Source organism: Microbacterium sp. cf332 (assembly GCF_900102175.1).
Lineage (GTDB): Bacteria > Actinomycetota > Actinomycetes > Actinomycetales > Microbacteriaceae > Microbacterium.
On record NZ_FNKN01000002.1, the window covers coordinates 227,026 to 243,340 of the forward strand.

General features: G+C 73.6%; 21 protein-coding genes. 20 read left to right on the top strand and 1 reads right to left on the bottom strand.

All coding sequences use genetic code 11. From position 1 onward, the window contains the following. Window positions 1-87: 87 nt before the first annotated feature. Genes BLT21_RS08145 through BLT21_RS08195 form a run of 11 tightly spaced genes read left to right on the top strand, consistent with a single transcriptional unit; the run spans window position 88 to window position 9,625 of the window. On the top strand, window positions 88-429 hold the full coding sequence (locus BLT21_RS08145; RefSeq protein WP_091500935.1) for a flagellar basal body rod protein FlgB: 342 nt from the start codon (window positions 88-90) through the stop codon (window positions 427-429). After that, window positions 426-818 carry a flagellar basal body rod protein FlgC gene (locus BLT21_RS08150; protein ID WP_091500936.1) on the top strand — a complete coding sequence of 131 codons (393 nt, stop codon included), beginning with the start codon at window positions 426-428 and terminating at the stop codon, window positions 816-818. The genes BLT21_RS08145 and BLT21_RS08150 overlap by 4 nt, the downstream gene beginning before the upstream one ends. Further along, window positions 818-1,123 carry a flagellar hook-basal body complex protein FliE gene (fliE, locus tag BLT21_RS08155; protein WP_091500937.1) on the top strand — a complete coding sequence of 102 codons (306 nt, stop codon included), beginning with the start codon at window positions 818-820 and terminating at the stop codon, window positions 1,121-1,123. Before BLT21_RS08150 ends, fliE begins: the two co-directional genes overlap by 1 nt. After that, window positions 1,123-2,742, top strand: a complete 1,620-nt coding sequence (gene fliF / locus BLT21_RS08160) for a flagellar basal-body MS-ring/collar protein FliF (protein ID WP_091500938.1) — start codon at window positions 1,123-1,125, stop codon at window positions 2,740-2,742. Before fliE ends, fliF begins: the two co-directional genes overlap by 1 nt. Then, window positions 2,739-3,740 (top strand): flagellar motor switch protein FliG, encoded by a 1,002-nt coding sequence (fliG, locus tag BLT21_RS08165; protein WP_091500939.1) that lies wholly within the window; start codon window positions 2,739-2,741, stop codon window positions 3,738-3,740. The genes fliF and fliG overlap by 4 nt, the downstream gene beginning before the upstream one ends. Beyond that, window positions 3,730-4,380 (top strand): FliH/SctL family protein, encoded by a 651-nt coding sequence (locus BLT21_RS08170; RefSeq protein WP_091500940.1) that lies wholly within the window; start codon window positions 3,730-3,732, stop codon window positions 4,378-4,380. Before fliG ends, BLT21_RS08170 begins: the two co-directional genes overlap by 11 nt. Further along, on the top strand, window positions 4,377-5,696 hold the full coding sequence (locus tag BLT21_RS08175; protein WP_091500941.1) for a FliI/YscN family ATPase: 1,320 nt from the start codon (window positions 4,377-4,379) through the stop codon (window positions 5,694-5,696). Before BLT21_RS08170 ends, BLT21_RS08175 begins: the two co-directional genes overlap by 4 nt. Continuing rightward, window positions 5,693-6,157 carry a flagellar export protein FliJ gene (locus BLT21_RS08180; RefSeq protein ID WP_176786843.1) on the top strand — a complete coding sequence of 155 codons (465 nt, stop codon included), beginning with the start codon at window positions 5,693-5,695 and terminating at the stop codon, window positions 6,155-6,157. Before BLT21_RS08175 ends, BLT21_RS08180 begins: the two co-directional genes overlap by 4 nt. After that, a complete protein-coding gene (locus tag BLT21_RS08185) occupies window positions 6,154-7,947 on the top strand; it encodes a flagellar hook-length control protein FliK (RefSeq protein ID WP_091500942.1) in 1,794 nt (597 codons plus the stop codon). The genes BLT21_RS08180 and BLT21_RS08185 overlap by 4 nt, the downstream gene beginning before the upstream one ends. Window positions 7,948-7,960: 13 nt before the next feature. Beyond that, window positions 7,961-8,407 (top strand): flagellar hook assembly protein FlgD, encoded by a 447-nt coding sequence (locus BLT21_RS08190; RefSeq protein ID WP_091500943.1) that lies wholly within the window; start codon window positions 7,961-7,963, stop codon window positions 8,405-8,407. Between the two features lie 60 nt (window positions 8,408-8,467). Next, complete coding sequence (locus BLT21_RS08195; protein WP_091500944.1) at window positions 8,468-9,625, top strand: flagellar hook protein FlgE; 1,158 nt, start codon at window positions 8,468-8,470, stop codon at window positions 9,623-9,625. A 102-nt stretch (window positions 9,626-9,727) separates the two neighbouring features. On the opposite strand, the gene BLT21_RS08200 is transcribed toward BLT21_RS08195, so the two are convergent. Continuing rightward, on the bottom strand, window positions 9,728-10,357 hold the full coding sequence (locus BLT21_RS08200; RefSeq protein ID WP_091500945.1) for a hypothetical protein: 630 nt from the start codon (window positions 10,355-10,357) through the stop codon (window positions 9,728-9,730). A gap of 104 nt (window positions 10,358-10,461) precedes the next feature. On the opposite strand from BLT21_RS08200, the gene BLT21_RS08205 reads away from it, so the two are divergent. The 9 genes from BLT21_RS08205 (at window position 10,462) to BLT21_RS08245 (ending at window position 16,312) form a co-directional block, all read left to right on the top strand. Beyond that, a complete protein-coding gene (locus BLT21_RS08205; RefSeq protein ID WP_091500946.1) occupies window positions 10,462-10,707 on the top strand; it encodes a flagellar FlbD family protein in 246 nt (81 codons plus the stop codon). Continuing rightward, window positions 10,707-11,510: a motility protein A gene (locus BLT21_RS08210; RefSeq protein WP_091500947.1), complete on the top strand. Its 804-nt coding sequence runs from the start codon at window positions 10,707-10,709 to the stop codon at window positions 11,508-11,510. The genes BLT21_RS08205 and BLT21_RS08210 overlap by 1 nt, the downstream gene beginning before the upstream one ends. Beyond that, window positions 11,507-12,316, top strand: a complete 810-nt coding sequence (locus BLT21_RS08215) for an OmpA/MotB family protein (protein WP_091500948.1) — start codon at window positions 11,507-11,509, stop codon at window positions 12,314-12,316. Before BLT21_RS08210 ends, BLT21_RS08215 begins: the two co-directional genes overlap by 4 nt. Before the next feature lie 117 nt (window positions 12,317-12,433). Beyond that, window positions 12,434-13,363, top strand: a complete 930-nt coding sequence (locus tag BLT21_RS08220; RefSeq protein WP_176786844.1) for a flagellar motor switch protein FliM — start codon at window positions 12,434-12,436, stop codon at window positions 13,361-13,363. After that, entirely contained in the window at window positions 13,360-14,010 is a 651-nt protein-coding gene (gene fliN, locus BLT21_RS08225; protein WP_091500950.1) for a flagellar motor switch protein FliN, read from the top strand. Before BLT21_RS08220 ends, fliN begins: the two co-directional genes overlap by 4 nt. A gap of 49 nt (window positions 14,011-14,059) precedes the next feature. Then, on the top strand, window positions 14,060-14,530 hold the full coding sequence (locus tag BLT21_RS08230; protein ID WP_176786845.1) for a flagellar biosynthetic protein FliO: 471 nt from the start codon (window positions 14,060-14,062) through the stop codon (window positions 14,528-14,530). Beyond that, window positions 14,527-15,261, top strand: a complete 735-nt coding sequence (gene fliP / locus BLT21_RS08235; RefSeq protein ID WP_091500952.1) for a flagellar type III secretion system pore protein FliP — start codon at window positions 14,527-14,529, stop codon at window positions 15,259-15,261. The genes BLT21_RS08230 and fliP overlap by 4 nt, the downstream gene beginning before the upstream one ends. Window positions 15,262-15,273: 12 nt before the next feature. Then, window positions 15,274-15,549: a flagellar biosynthesis protein FliQ gene (gene fliQ / locus BLT21_RS08240; protein WP_091500953.1), complete on the top strand. Its 276-nt coding sequence runs from the start codon at window positions 15,274-15,276 to the stop codon at window positions 15,547-15,549. A gap of 1 nt (window position 15,550) precedes the next feature. Further along, window positions 15,551-16,312 carry a flagellar biosynthetic protein FliR gene (locus tag BLT21_RS08245; protein WP_091500954.1) on the top strand — a complete coding sequence of 254 codons (762 nt, stop codon included), beginning with the start codon at window positions 15,551-15,553 and terminating at the stop codon, window positions 16,310-16,312. Window positions 16,313-16,315: the final 3 nt, after the last annotated feature.

Here is a 16,315-nt window from a genome sequence, read left to right on the forward strand (position 1 = left end):
CGCGACCGGCCGATAGGGGATGCTGAGCACGGATCGCTCATCCACCCGGCCAGGGATCGGCCACATCGTTCGACGGAAGACGCCTTCGTGCTCGAATCTGTGACCACCACCGCGCTCACGAGCGCCCTCGCCGGCCTCTCGGAGCGCCAGCGCGCCATCGCGGACAACATCGCGAACGTCAACACCTCGGGCTACCGCGCCAAGGTCGTCAGCTTCGAGAACGCCCTCGCTCGCTCGGTCGAGCGCGGCGACGGTGCCGTGGTCCCGACCGTGCGCGAGTCGACCGCACCCACCCGCCTGAACGGCAACAACGTGAATCTCGACACTGAGACGCTCGCGAACATCGAGGCCGTGCTGCGCTACCAGTTCGCGGCGCAGGCCGTCGGCGGCACCTTCAGCTCGCTCCAGACCGCGATGAGGACGTCATGACCTTCGACGCCATCGGCATCGCCGGCTCGGGCCTCACGGCGCACCGCACGTGGCTCGACGCGCTCAGCGACAACATCGCCAACATCAACACCGCCGTCGCGCCCGGTGACGACGCGTTCCGCCAGCGCTACATCTCCGTGCAGTCCGACACCGACGCCGGCGGCGTGCGGGTCGCGGGCGCGGTCTGGGGCGGTACGGAGGGACGACTCGTGCACGAGCCGAACAACCCGCTGGCCGACGCCGACGGCTACGTCCGCTACCCCGACATCGACCTGGGCGAGCAGATGAGCCACCTGATCCTCGCGCAGCGCGGATACCAGGCGAACGCGGCCGTCGTCGACCGGGCGAAGACGACCTACGAGGCCGCGCTGCAGATCGGACGCCGCTGATGCCGCCGATCTCGGGGATCGACGCCCTCGGCGCCGCCGCCTCCACCCTCACGTCGTCGGTCCGCGCTCCGCAGGAAGGCGACGGAGCCGGGTTCGGCGCGAGCCTGACCGGCGCGGTCGACGAGCTGCGCGCGATGCAGTCGACCTCCAACGAACTGGCCGTCTCGGCCGTCACCGGCGACCTCGACGACATCCACGCCGCCATGATCGCCTCCTCCCGCGCCTCGGTGACCCTCGAGCTCGTCGCCGCGGTGCGCAACAAGGGCATCGAGGCGTTCAACGACATCATGCGGATGCAGGCCTGATGCCCGCCGCCGTCACCTCGCTGTGGACGCGCCTGCGGGGCACGATCGCGGGCTTCTCCGTCGCGCAGCGGACCATCGCCATCATCGGCATCGCGGTGCTCGCGATGGGCGTCTTCGCGCTCACCAGCTGGATGTCGCGTCCGACGCTCACCCCGCTCTTCTCCGGACTGTCGGCCTCCGACGCGAGCGCCGTCGTCGAGCAGCTCCGATCGGGCGCCGTGCCGTACGAGCTGACCGACGGCGGCTCGACGGTGCTCGTGCCCGAGAGCGCGGTCTACGAGCAGCGCCTCGCCGCGGCCGCCGCAGGCCTGCCGACCGCGGACTCCGCGGGGTACTCGCTCTTCGACAAGATGGGCGTCACGAGCTCCGAGTTCCAGCAGTCGGTCACGTACAAGCGCGCGATCGAAGGCGAGCTCGCCCGCACGATCGGCGCGCTCGAGAACGTCACGACCGCCTCGGTGCAGCTGGCGATCCCCGAGGAGAGCGTCTTCGTCTCGCAGCAGATCGAGCCGACCGCATCCGTCTTCATCGAGACCGCGCGCGGCGTCGCACTGCCCGCCGAGCAGGTCGAGGCCATCGTGCACCTCACGTCGGCCGCCGTCAGCGGCATGAAGCCCGAGAACGTCGCCGTCGTGGATGCGGCGGGCCGGACCCTCTCGGCCATCGGGGGCGAGGCCACCCGCAACGCCGACCAGCAGGCCGGCGCCTACGAGACCCGCATGACCGCCAGCGTGCAGCAGATGCTCGACACGGTGCTCGGCGCCGGCAACGCCACCGTCTCGGTCGCCGCCGAGATGCAGCAGGCGGCGACCGAACGCGTCGACGAGACGTACACGCCCGTCGACGGAGCGCTGCCCGCGTCGGAGGAGACGAGCTCCGAGCGCTACACCGGCACAGGCGGACAGACCGGTGTGCTGGGAACCGAGCTGCCGGCCGGCGTCGGCGGCGCGGGCACCTACGAGTCGACGCAGACGAATCGCTCGAACGTCGTCAACAAGACCGTCGAGAGCACGTCGACCCCCGCCGGGGCCGTCGCCCGGCAGACGGTGGCCGTCGCCGTCAACGCCGACGGGACGGATGCCGTCGACGTGGCCCAGCTCGAGGCCCTCGTGACCTCGGCGGCGGGCATCGACCGGGCCCGCGGCGACCAGGTGACCGTCGAGCTCGTGGCCTTCAGCGACCAGGGCGCCCTCGCCGCGCAGGCCGCGCTCGACGCCGCACGCGAGGCGGAGGAGGCCGAGCGCGCCGCTGAGACGCTGCGCACCTCGATCGTCGCCGCCGTCGTCGTGCTGGGGCTCATCGCCGCGACGATCGCCGGCGTCGTGATCGTGCGCCGCCGTCGCGCGGCCGCGGAGGACGACGCGGTGCTCACGCTGACGCCCGTCGACGAGCCGCTCGACCGGTTCGACGCCCTCACCCGCGGGCTCGCCACCCCGCTGCTCGACCAGGCGCCGACCGTGCCGCTGCCGGCGATGACGGTCGAGCCCGAACCCGATCCCGAGCCGGTGCAGGTCGCGCTCGACCGGCGCCGGGCCGAGATCGGCGACTTCGCCCGCCGCGACCCCGCCCGTACCGCCGACCTGCTGCGCCGCCTCGTGCGCGACTCGAGCGACGCATGAGCGAGCTGACCGGCACGCAGACGGCCGCGGTCGTCATCATGAACCTCGATCACGCGCAGGCCGTCGAGGTGCTCAAGCACCTCTCGGACGACGAGGCCGAGGCGATCGCGGCCGAGATCATCCGGCTGCGCGACCTCGATCTCGAGACCACGCGCGACGCCCTGACCGACTTCCAGCGGGTCGTGCGCGGTCATCTCCCGCCGGTGCGCGGCGGGCGCGACCTGGCCACGGGGCTCCTCGAGGCCTCCCTCGGGCCGGAGCGCGCCGCGGGCGTGCTGACGAAGGTCTCGTCGTCGATGACCAGCTCGTCGTTCGAGTTCCTCACCGCCGTCGAGCCCGCGCAGGTCGCGAGCATCCTCGACGGCGAGCTGCCGCAGACCGTCGCGCTCGTCATCGCGCACCTCCCGGTCGAGCGGGCGGCAGCCGTCCTGGCCGAGATCACCGACCCGGCGCGCACCGACGTCGCTCAGGCCATCGCCACGATGGGCACCGCATCGCAGGATGCCGTCGCCGTCGTCGCTTCCGCGCTGCGGGCTCGTTCGGGCGCGCTCACCACGCGCGACGCCCGCGAGACCCTCGGCGGAGTGCAGCCCCTCGTCGACATCATCAACCGGTCGGACGCGACCGTCGAGAAGGCGCTGCTGGCGAGCATCGAGGCCCGCGACAGCGCCCTGGCCGAAGACATCCGCTCGCGGATGTTCACCTTCGCCGACATCGTCGTGCTCGACGACCGCGACGCGCAGCGCGTGCTGCGCGGCATCGACGTGCGCGCGCTCGCCCTTGCACTCAAGGGCTCGTCCGGCCCCGTCGCCGACGTCATCCTCCGGAACATGACCGAGCGCAACCGCGACGCCCTGCAGGAGGAGTCGCGCCTGCTCGGCACCGTGCGCGTGTCGCAGGTCGAGGAGGCGCGCGCCGCGATCGTCCGCACGATCCGCGAGCTCGAGGCAGCGGGCGACATCCGGGTGCAGCGGGTCGAGGAGGAGTATGTCGTCTGACGCCTTCACCCGCCTCGAGATCCCGCGCCTGTCGGGTCCGGCGCTCGACCACGAGCGCGATCGCGCCCGCGCCCGCGGTCACGCCGCGGGCTACGCCGAGGGGATGCGACTGGCCGCCGCCCGCGCCGAGCGCGACGCGGCCGAGCGCGCCGAGCAGCGACGGCGTGCCGACGATCACGACCGCGCACGCGTGGCCGGGACCGTGGCGGCGCTCGAGGCCGCCGTGGCGCGGTTCGACGCCCACGCGGCCGCGCTGACCGCGCCGTCCGTCGCCGAGATGCACACGCGCGCCGTCGAGCTCGCCGAGACGATCGTCGAGCACGAGCTGTCCGACCCCGTCCGTTCGGCGATCACGGTCGCGACCCGGGTCGAGAACGCGCTCGCGGGGGCCTCCGACGAGGTCGCCGATCTCGTCGCGGCGGGAGCGTCGCCCGTCGTCCGCCTCTCGCCGCGGGACGCCGAGGCGGTCGCCGACTCCGCCGCATCCGGCGTCGCAACCATCGCCGGCGTCGTCGTGATCGAGAGCGACCCGTCGCTCGCGCCGGGCGAGGCGATCGTCCGCCTCGCCGACGGCGCCGTCGACCTGCGCGTCGCCGCCGCCTTCGCACGGGCGCGTCGCGCACTCGAGGAGGGCGCGTGAGCGGGGCGTGGCCGGCCGTGCTCGCGGCGGCACGACCGCTGCGGACCGGAACGGTATCGCGGATCGTCGGGCTCGGAGTCGACGTCCGCGGAGTCTCCGGCGCCGTCGGCGACCTCGTCGAGCTGGGCACCGGGGGATCCGCGCCCGGCCCGCGGATCGCCGCGGAGGTCGTGGCCGCGGAGCGCGGCGTCCTCCGCTGCATGCCGCTCGCCGTCGCCGACGGACTGCGGGTCGGCGATCCCGTCCGCACCCTGTCGGGACCGGCGCGGGTGCCTGTCGGCGTCGGCGTGCTCGGCCGGGTGCTCGACGGGCTCGGCCGCCCCATCGACGGCCGGGGTCCCGTCGTCGCACCGCGCGTCGACCTCGATCATGCGCCGCCGTCGGCGATGGGCCGCGAGCGCATCATCGACCCGCTCGTGACGGGGGTGCGCGCGATCGACACGCTGACCCCGCTCGGCCGCGGCCAGCGGGTGGGCCTGTTCGCCGGATCGGGCGTCGGCAAGTCGTCGCTGCTGTCGATGATCGCGCGGGGTTCGTCCGCGACGGCGAACGTCATCGCCCTCGTCGGCGAGCGCGGGCGCGAGGTGCGCGAGTTCCTCGAGGACGACCTGGGTCCGGAAGGCCTCGCGCGTTCTGTGGTCGTGGTCTCCACGTCGGATCAGCCCGCCATGGCGCGCCTGCGAGCCGCGTCGACGGCGACCCGCATCGCCGAGGCGTTCCGCGACGACGGGCAGCACGTCGTGCTGATGATGGACTCGCTGACCCGCGTCGCGATGGCGCAGCGCGAGATCGGCCTCGCGGCCGGCGAGCCGCCGGCGACGCGCGGATACCCGCCCTCGACGTTCCCCGTGCTGGCACGCCTGCTCGAGCGAGCGGGCACCGACCGGCGCGGCTCCATCACCGGCATCTACACGGTGCTCGTCGAGGGCGACGACCACAACGAGCCCGTCGCCGACACCGTGCGCTCCATCCTCGACGGCCACCTCGTGCTCGATCGCACCCTCGCCGTCACCGGACACCACCCCGCCATCGACGTGCTCGGCTCGGTCTCACGCCTCGCCGGCAAGGTCGCGACCCCCGACCAGCGCCGGCTCGCCACCACCCTGCGCGCCGTGCTGGCGGCGCGCCAGGAGGCGCACGATCTCATCGGCGTGGGCGCCTACCAGTCGGGCGCGAACGCGCGGGTCGACGCGGCGGTCGCGTCCGAGCGCGCAATCGACGCCTTCCTGCGCCAGGACCTCGACGACCGCTCCCCCGCCGCGGAGTCGTGGCGGCGCCTGGGCGAACTCGTCGCATCGTTCGGAGACGTCTCGTGAAGCGCGGGTTCCCCCTTGCCGGGCTCCTGCGCATCCGCGGCATCCAGCACCGCGCGGCGGCGGCCCATCTCTCGCGCGCCGCGATGGAGGAGCAGCGTACCGAGGCGCGCGACCGGCAGCTGCGCGCCGCGCTGACCGCGTCGGCCGACACCCCCGGCGACATCCGCACGCTCGCCGCGCTCGCGGCCAGTCGCGTCGCCGCGCGGAGCCTGCTCACCGACCTCGACACCCTCCGACGCGCACAGCGCCACGAGGTCGACGCCGCGCGCTCGCGACTCACCGAAGCGCGGCGGGCGGAGCAGGGCGTCGACCGTCTCGCCGAGGCGTACGACGAGCGCGAGCGCGCGCGGCGGGATGCCGCGGAGCAGGCCGCCCTCGACGAGATCGCGCTGCGTGGCCTGTCGACGCCGCCGTCGAGGTCGCCGGAGTCGCCGGCCGCGGGCCGGGGAGGACTCTCGTGAGCCTCGGAAGCGCTCTCGTCGGGGCGCGTGGCGCGCTGCCGGGCGCACGGCTCGAGGCCGCGAGCGACACCCGCGACGGTGCGGCGGACCCCGCCGAGGCGTTCGCCCGGGTGCTCGCGGGTCTCACGGGAACGGCGCTCGGCGCGCAGCGGGGAGTCGTCGCCGGGGGGCCCGGGGTCGCCGCCGTGGGCGGAGAGCTCGCCGGCGAGCCGGCGGTCGCGGCCGAGCAGGCGACCGTGGCCGAGCGGGCGCCTTCGGAGACGGAGCCGGACCCCGCGGGCCTCTCGGACCGCGGGCGCGTGGTGAGGGCGGATGCGGTGTCGCCGGATGCGGTGTCGCCGGATGCGGTGTCGCCGGATGCGGTGCCGCCGGATGCGGTGCCGGGATCCGGGGCCGTGCCCGCGCCCGCCGGAGCAGTGCTCGTCGCTTCGTCGCCGGCGGAGGCGGTCCCGACGCCTGTGCCCACGGCGCCAGCGCCCGTCGAGCCGGAGCCGGCGGGTGCGGCGCCCGTAGCGGTGCCGGTGAGCGCGCCGCGGACCGCGCCCGGGACGGCGACGACCGCGGCGGAGACGGATGCGGCACTGGGGGCAGCCTCCCCGACGACCGCGCCGCGAGGGCCCCGTCCGGAGGGGATGGCCTCGGAGCGCGTCGGTCCGAGGCCCGGGCCCCCGGACGTCGTCAGGGGTGCCGCCGCGGCGGGCCCCGCGTCGACGGCGGCGTCGTCATCGAGCGCGGCACCGGTCACGCGCGAGGACGAGGACCCGGCACGCATCGCCCCGGCGGCTCCCTCCCCCGCACCCGAGTCGATGATCGACGGCGGTTCGGCGACCGTCACAGTGCCGACTGCGGCAGCCGTCATGGGATCGACCGCGACGCCCGGCGCGGCGACGATCGCGGCCCCCGTCACGACATCGACCGCGGTGCCCGCCTCGACTCCCGACAGCGCATCCGACACCGCTCCCGCGGCCGCCGCATCCGATACCGCTCCCGCACCCGCTGCGGCTGCGGCTGCGGCTGCCACGACACTCACCGCGGCCGCGGCCGCCGCGTCCGACACCGCGTCGGCACCCGAGGCGCTCGCGGTCCCCGCGACGCCCGACACGACCTCCGACAGCGCTCCCCCGCCCGCGGCGCCGACGGCCGCATCCGATCGGGCGGTACCCGGCCCGACGCCGCCCGCCGCGCCGATGCCGACACCTGCGACGACCGCGCCCGCAGCTCCGCCAACGGCGGCGCCCGCATCCGGTCACCCGCCCGCGGTTCCGCCGCTTGCGCCGCAGCTGCGCGCCCCGATCCTCGAGCTCTCGCGCGCCCAGGCCGGGCGTCAGACGATGGTGCTGCGGGTCTCCCCCGAGAGCCTCGGCCCGATCACGGTCACGGCGCACATCTCCGGCTCCGCGATCACCGTCGAACTGGCCTCTGGCACTGCCGCCGGACACGACGCCGTACGAGCCGTGCTGGCCGACCTGCGACGCGACCTCGCCGTGCTGGCCCCGTTCTCGTCGGTCACGCTCGCCCCGGCGGGCGGCGAGGCGGCTGCCGGGCCCGCAGCGGCGCAGCACCCGATGGCCCCGACGAGCACGTCGCACACCGCTGCAGGGGCGAGCGGCCCGGCCGCGAGCGGCATGTCGCAGACCCCCGACGATCCGCGCGGCGACGGTCATCCTCGCGCGCTCGATCCGCCCGCCGAGGCCTCCGCACGCACCTCCGACGCGCCGGATGCCGCCGGCCACGCCCTTCCCGTCCCCCCGCCCCCGCTCGGCGCGGGACGCATCGACCTCTACGCCTGAACCGGAGCACCCCATGACCAGCATCGAACCCGTCGGCCTCGTCACCGCGACCGCGACCGCCGCGACCCCGCCCGCCGCGCCGAAGCAGACGCTCGACTCGGAGGTATTCCTGCAGCTGCTCGTCGCTCAGATGAAGAACCAGGACCCGAGCTCGCCGCTCGACACGAACGAGATGATGGCGCAGACCACGCAGCTGGCCATGATGGAGCAGCTCGTCGCTCTCACCACCACCTCGTCCGAGAACTTCGCCCTCACCATGCGCCAGACGGCCGCGGCCCTCGTCGGTCAGCAGGCCTCGTACCTCGACGCCGACGGCACGACCCGCACGGGCCGCGTGACGCAGGTGTCGTTCGAGAAGGGCGTGCCGCTGGTCACCATCGGCGGAACGGCCGTCCCGCTCGACGTCGTCTCGGGCATCTCCGCCGCCGACGTCCCGCCGCCCGCGGCATCCGCCACCTGATCCGGGCCACCCCGACCCTCCCCCGCATCGCCCATCTCCTCACCCACCGAAGGACACCCCATGCTCCGTTCGCTCTACGCCGGGATCTCCGGCCTCCGCTCGCACCAGACCATGCTCGATGTCACGGGCAACAACATCGCCAACGTCAACACCGTCGGCTTCAAGGCCGGGTCGGTGCAGTTCCAGGACACGCTGTCGCAGATCGTCCAGAACTCCCGCGCCGCGCAGGCCGACGCCGGCGGCACGAACGCCGCCCAGGTCGGTCTCGGCACCCAGGTCGCCGCGGTGCGCACGAACTTCACCCAGGGCTCGCAGCAGGCCACGGGCGTGCCGACCGACCTCATGATCTCCGGCGACGGCTTCTTCGTCGTGCGCAACGGCGCCGAGACGCTCTACACGCGCAACGGCTCCTTCGGCTTCGACGCGGCCGGCCGGCTCACCACGAAGGATGGCTCGCTCGTGCAGGGGTGGACCGCCGCCGACGGCGTCGTCCCCACCGGCGGACCGGTCGGGAACATCTCGCTGCCGGTCGGCGCGACCTCGCCCGGCCGCGCGACGGCGACCGCGAGCGCGAGCGGCAACCTCCCCTCCGGCACAGCCGTGGGCGGCGAGCTCGTCCGCGACATCACCGTCTACGACGCCCAGGGCGAGGCGCGCCAGCTCGCGCTGACCTTCACCCGCACCGCGGGCGGCTGGAACGTCACCGACGGCACCGCGACCACCGCGCTGACGTTCACCGACGGCCGCCTGACCGGGCCGGCGTCCCTCACCTCCGGCGGCGTCGACGTCGACCTCTCGGCGATCACCGGCTACGCCGATCTCAACACCGTCAAGATCGGGGGTCAGGACGGCCGCGCTCCGGGCAGCCTCGTCTCCTACACGCTGTCGGCCGACGGCAGCCTCGTCGGCGCGTTCAGCAACGGCGCGACCTCGGTGCTCGCGCAGATCGCCCTCGCCTCGTTCGACAACCCCGAGGGGCTCGAGAAGACCGGCTCGTCGCAGTACCGCGCCGGCGCGAACTCCGGGGCCGCGGCCGTCGGCGTCGCCGGGACCGACGCGCGCGGCGGGCTCGTCAGCGGCGCGCTCGAGATGTCGAACGTCGACCTGTCGCAGGAGTTCACGAACCTCATCGTCGCTCAGCGCGGCTTCCAGGCGAACGCCCGCATCATCACCACGAGCGACGAGGTGCTGCAGGAGCTGACGAACCTCAAGCGCTGATCGCGCAGCGCCACAACTCCTCAGATCTGCCGCACATTTGGCCGTATGACCCGCGCACGGCGCCGGTCGCGACGGGATCTGAGGAGTTGTGCGCGCGGCGGGTCAGGGCCACACCGGCTGCGCCCGCCCGGATGCCGCGTCGAGCGCAGCCGCATCGACCGCGGTCACCGTCTCGGTGATGCCGCGCGCCGGCCACTCGACCCCGACCTCGAACGTCGGCGCCGGGGGCGTCGGCCACACCCAGAACTCGCGCGCCCAGCCGTCGGCGTAGACCTGCGGCCGGCCGAGCCCCTCGAGGACGGGGCCGGCGACCTGCGCGTCGGTCACGTCTCCCCGCGCCCACGGCGACTCGTCCTGCGTCGTGACCGTCCGCCCGTCGGCGAAGCGGACACCCCAGCGCAGGCCGGTCGGGTCGAACCGCTCGTCGAGCTGCCCGCGGCCGTGCGCGCGATCGAGGTACCCCCAGAGCCGCTGCCGCGCGAGTCGCCCCGTCTCAGCGACCCGCACCGACAGCCGCAGGGCGAGACCGGCCGTGTACACCCGCGCGAGCTCGAGAACGACGACCGTGTCGGGCGAGCGGCCCACCTCCTGATCGAGCGCCACGATCGCCGGCGCGACGTGCCACGGCGGCCCCATCCACGCGGGCATGTCGAGCGGCGCGTGGTCGTCGTCGGGGATCTCCCGGGGCTCGACGGGTCGGAAGAACGCGGGCTGCGGTGACGACGCTGACACGAGCGCAACGCTAACCGACCGCTCCCGGTTGCCGACAGTCCCCTCGGAGCCGTCGCACTCGCGACGACCCGTCCCGCGACGATAAGACCGACGAGAAGGGCGACATGATCGTTCTGACACGACTGAACCGTCACCGGTTCGCCGTGAACCCCGACCTCGTCGAGCGCATCCAGGCGAGCCCCGACACGACCCTGACGCTCGTCGACGGGGCGACCTTCGTCGTCGCCGAGACCATGGACACCGTCATCCAGAGCATCGTCGACTTTCGTGCGCGCGTCCTCGCGACAGCGCTCGGACACGGCGCGGCCGCACCGTCCGTCGCCGCCACCGCACCGGAGGGCGACGCCTGATGGACCCGTCGCTCCTCATCGGCATCCTGCTCGCCTTCGGCGGCCTCTGGGCGATGATCCAGCTCGAGGGCGCGAGCCTGAATGCCCTGCTGCTGCCCGCCCCGATGGTGCTGGTCTTCGGCGCGACGATCGCGATCGGCATCGCCGGCGGCACCCTGCGCGACGCCGCGGGCGCCGTCCGCAGCCTGCCGCGCGCCTTCATCGGCATCAAGGGATCCACCGAGGCTCTCATCGACACGGTCGTCGGCTACGCCGAGAAGGCCCGCGCCGAGGGGCTGCTCGCCCTCGAGAGCGCGGTCGCCGACGAGAGGGACCCCCTGCTGCGTCACGCCCTGCAGAGCATCGCCGACGGCACGGATGCCGAGGACCTGCGGGTCGTGCTCGAGGATCGCGTCGCCACCGTCGCGGCCGAGCGTCGCACGGCATCGCGCTTCTACTCCGCCCTCGGCGGGTACGCGCCGACCGTCGGCATCGTCGGGACGGTCGTCTCGCTCACGCACGTGCTCGAGTATCTCGACAAGCCCGACCAGCTCGGACCCCTCATCGCCGCCGCGTTCGTCGCGACGCTGTGGGGCCTGCTGTCGGCGAACTTCATCTGGCTGCCGATCGGCACGCGCCTGCAGCGCCTCGCCGAGATCGAGGTCGACCGCATGACGCTCGTGACCGAGGGCATGCTCGCCGTGCAGGCGGGCAACCCGCCGATGCTGGTCGCCGAGCGCCTGCGCGCCCTCGCGCCCGAGGCCAAGCCCGGACGAGGTCGCGCGAAGGCGGCGGCCGACGAGCCCGCGGACGCCGGGGTATGAGCGCGCCGCGCCGCCGCCGCGTCATGGAGTCCTCGCACGAGGGCCCCGACGAACGCTGGATGGCGTCGTACCTCGACATGATCACCGTGATGATGTGCATGTTCATCGTCATGTTCGCGATGTCCAACGTCGATCAGGAGAAGTTCGAGCAGCTGCGCGCGTCGCTCGCGACCGGATTCGGGTCGGAGATCTCCGAGACCCGTGACGTGTCGGAGGGGGTCGTCGTGCCGCCGGAGCTCGTCGAGGAGGAGGGCGAGGGGTTCGTCGCGACCCCCACCGGCCCGACTCCGGCCGAGCAGGAGTACAGCTCGCTCGACGACCTGCGCTCGCGCCTCGAGGGCGCCCTCGCCGAGCGGGGGCTGGGCGAGGCCGCGACCTTCACGATCGACGACCGCGGCCTCACGATCGGCTTGGTCAGCGCCGAGACCTTCTTCGACACCAACAGCACCGACCTGAGCGCGCGTGCCCGCGCCGTGCTCGACGCCGCCGGATCGGTGCTCGCCGCCGACGCGCACCTGATCTCGATCGAGGGTCACGCCGACGCCCGCCCGGCGGTCGCCCCCTTCGCCGACAACTGGGAGCTCTCGACCGCACGGGCGAACGGCGTGCTCGGCTACCTCGTCGACGCGCGCGGCGTCGCCCGTGAGCGCATCAGCTCGGTCGGATACGGCTCGTCGCGGCCCCTCGCGGAGGGATCGAGCGCCGAGGCCCTCGCCCAGAACCGCCGCGTCGACATCGTCGTGCTCTCGGATGCCGACGCCCAGGTGCGCGGCGAGCTGGCCGGCCTCGCCGCCGCCGACGGCTGACCCCGCGCCCGCGACCTCTTCGTGGCACGCCCATCCCGGAGGGGGCAGGAACCGTCCAGTCGACACCCGCGACGGGCTGGGCTAACCGTGGGCGGCTCGCGGCCGATAGTCCCCGCCGTGCAGACCGTGCCGATCGCCCCGAGCGCGCGAACCGAGGATGCCGCCGCGGCGGCCCCGGAACGCTACGACTTCGGTCGACCCGCTGCACTGTCGCGCGAGCACACCCGCGCTCTCGCGGGGGCCTTCGACGCCTTCGCCCGGCAATGGGCGATGCAGCTCGCGGCCAAGGCGCGCACCCGGGCGCACATCGCGCTCGAGCGCGTCAGCCTCGAGACGTACGACGAGTACGTCGCCACGGTTCCCCCCACCACGACGCTCGTCCTGTGCTCGGATGCCACCTCCGACGAGCGGGCGGTCATCGAGTTCCCCCTGCCGTCGGCACTGTCGTGGATCGTGAAGATGCTCGGCGGCGACGGGTCGCAGCGTCCCGAGCCCCGCGCACTCACCGCGATCGAGCAGGCGCTGATCCGCTCGCTCATGGACGAGACGCTCGGGCACCTGCGCACGGCGCTCGGCGCCCTCCTTCCCCGTGAGCTCTCGGTCGGGGCGGTCCAGTACAACGCCGCGTTCGCGCAGGTCGTCGGCGGTCAGGACCTCGTGGTCGTCGCGCGCTTCTCGCTGCGCCTGGCCGACCGCACCGAGACGGCGACGATCGCCCTCCCCGCGACGGCCCTGCTCGAGCGCCTGTCCGACACCGCGTCGGCACCGCGCGCGACCAGCGACCCCCGGCTCGTCCGGCATCACGTCGAGCAGACCCCCGTCGAGGTCACGCTGCGCCTCGCACCCCGCGCCGTTCGTCCCGCCGAGGTGCTCGACCTCGCCGTCGGCGACGTCATCACGCTCGCGCACGGCGCCGACCGCCCGCTCGACCTCACCGTCGACGAGCACGTCGTCGCCTCCGCCGCCGTCGGCTCGCACGGGGCCCGGCTCGCGTGCGTCGTGACGGCATCCGATCTCTCCCCCGCACTGTCCGAGGAGTCGCCATGACCAGCACCACCACGCACGAGGCGGCCGCTGCGGCGGCCTTCGCCGATCGCCTGCCGACCGCGTCGCGCATCACCGCGCGTCCCGCGGCGAGCGCGGGAGAGACCGGGGACGCCGTCGTCGTGTCGTCGGTCGGCGACACGAGCGCCGCCCTCGCGGTCGTGGTCTTCGACGAGTCGTCGCTCGTGGGAGCCGACGCGGGCCTGCCCCTCACCGAGCGCCTGCGCGACGCGCTCGACGCCGCCGCGACGGCGTTCGGACCGAGCGTGCTGGGCGAGGCGTCGATCGGCGACGCCTCCGCGCTCTTCGCCCACCCGGCCGCGCAGGTGTTCGACCTCGTCGACGAGGGCTCCCGCGTGATCGGCCGTCTGGCCGTGCGCGTGTCGCACCCCGCGGCCGCCTCGCCGCGTCGCCTGCAACGCATCGCCGGCGTCGAGATGGAGCTCACGGTCGAGGTCGGACGCACCCGGATGACGGTCCGCGACGTCCTCGACCTCGAGCCCGGCCGCATCATCGAGCTCGACCGCTCGGCGGGCGCCCCGGCCGACGTCAAGCTCAACGGCCGCCTCATCGCGCACGGCGAGATCGTCGTCGTCGACCAGGACTACGCGGTGCGCATCACGCGGATCATCGAGAACGCGGAGGCCTGACATCGACGATCTGCTGCTCGCGCTGCGCGTCGTCGTCTCGCTCGGCGTCGTGCTCGCCATCGTCTGGCTGCTGCAGCGCCGGCTCGCCCGCGGCAACGGCGCGGCGGGCCGTCCCGGCCGCTTCGGTCGTCCGCGATCGCGGGGCACCCGGACGGTCGCCACGGCTGACATCACCCTCGTCGCCAAACGCGGCATCGGGCCGAAGGCGCAGGTCGCCGTGGTCGAGATCGACGGCGCGCGCTACGTCCTCGGCATCACCGAGGGCGGCGTGTCGATGCTCGACCGCATCGACCCCGTGACCGGCACGAACGAGAGCACCGGCACGAGCACCCCCGCCCCCGTGCCCGCCCCGGCGATGCACCCTGCTCTGCGGGATGCCGCGGGCGACGCCCCGCTCGCGCCCCCGCTGCCGCTGCGCCGGTCGCAGGCCCGCGCCGAGCGCTCCGGACGGTCCGGCGCCCCCGCGGCGATGACCGCGCGCGATGCGGCGCAGGTGCTGCGCCGGGCCCTGGGCGCGTGATCGCCGGCGGCGCACTCGGCGCGCTCGCGCTCGTCGCCGCGTCGACGACACCGCCCGACGGGGGCATTTCGGTCGACATCAACGGCATCGACGGAACGCCCTCGTCGTCGGTCCTGACGCTGATCGGCATCACGCTGCTGTCGGTCGCACCGGCCCTGCTGCTCATGATGTCGTCGTTCACCAAGATCTTCGTCGTGCTGGCGATGACGCGGAACGCGCTGTCGCTGCCCACGATCCCGCCCAACCAGGTGCTCGCGGGCCTCGCGCTGTTCCTCACCCTGTTCGTGATGTGGCCGGTGCTGACCGAGATCAACACGGTCGCCGTGCAGCCATACGTCGACGGGTCGATGACGTTCACCGATGCGGTCGGCGTCGGCGCCGATCCCCTGCGCACCTGGATGCTGTCGTTCACCCGCGAGGAGGACCTCGCGCTGATGACCCGCTTCGCGGGAGCCGAGAACCCCGACGACCCGGCGAGCGTCCCGATGATCACCCTCATCCCGGCGTTCATGATCTCGGAGCTCCGCGCCGCGTTCATCATCGGGTTCGTCATCTTCGTGCCTTTCCTCGTCATCGACCTCGTCGTGGCCGCGGCGCTGATGTCGATGGGCATGATGATGCTCCCGCCGGTGATGATCTCGCTGCCCTTCAAGATCCTGCTGTTCGTGCTCGTCGACGGGTGGGGCCTCATCCTGCGCACCCTCATGGAGAGTTACGGGGCGGGCGGATGACCGGGGGCAGGCGTGAACCCTGAGGCAGTCCTCGACATCGGACTCGAGGGCGTCGTGCTGGCCGCGAAGCTCGCCGCGCCCCTGCTCATCACGGCGCTCGTGGTGGGCTTCGCAATCTCGCTCCTGCAGTCGATCACGCAGATCCAGGAGGTCACCCTCTCGTTCGTGCCGAAGGCCGTCGCCGTCGCGATCGCACTCGTGGTGTGCGGTCATTGGATGATCGCCGAGGCGATCTCGTTCACGCAGACCATGTTCGACCGCATCCCGCACCTGCTGTCGGGCGGCTGAGATGCAGGTGCTGCTCGATTTCGCCTGGCTCGAGGCCACGGGCCTCGCCGCCGTCCGCACGACCGCGTTCGTGTTCACGGCCCCGCCCTTCTCGTACGGCGCCTTCCCGGCGCGGATCAAGGCCATGGTCGCGATCGGCGTCGCCCTCGCGCTGAGCGGCACCGTGGCTCCGGGCCACGAGAGCCTGGACACCGGCGGGTTCCTCCTCGCCCTCACCGCGCAGGTCGTCACCGGCGCGCTGCTCGGATTCCTCGTGATGGCGTGCTTCGCGGCCGTGCAGTCGGCGGGCGGGCTCATCGACGTGTTCGGCGGGTTCCAGCTGGCCCAGGCCTTCGACCCCCAGATGAACGTCAACGGCGCTCAGTTCACGCGGCTGTTCCAGATGATCGCCCTCGCGCTGCTCTTCGCGAGCAACGGCTACCAGCTCATCCTGGCCGGCCTCGCTCGCAGCTTCACGGCGATCCCGGTCGACGGCGTGCTCGACCCGGCCCGTCCGGTCGAGCTGATCGTCGACACGGCGTCACAGCTGCTGGTGGCGGCGCTGCAGATCGCGGGACCACTCCTGCTCGTGCTCTTCCTCGCCGACATCGCCCTGGGGCTCGTGAGTCGCGTCGCCCCGGCGCTGAACGCATTCGCGCTCGGCTTCCCGCTGAAGATCATCCTGACGTTCCTGCTCGCGGGAAGCGTCATCCTCGCCCTGCCCGCGGTCGTCGGCGCTCTCACCGACGACGCGACCGGGCTGCTGATCGGAGGCACGCGATGAGCG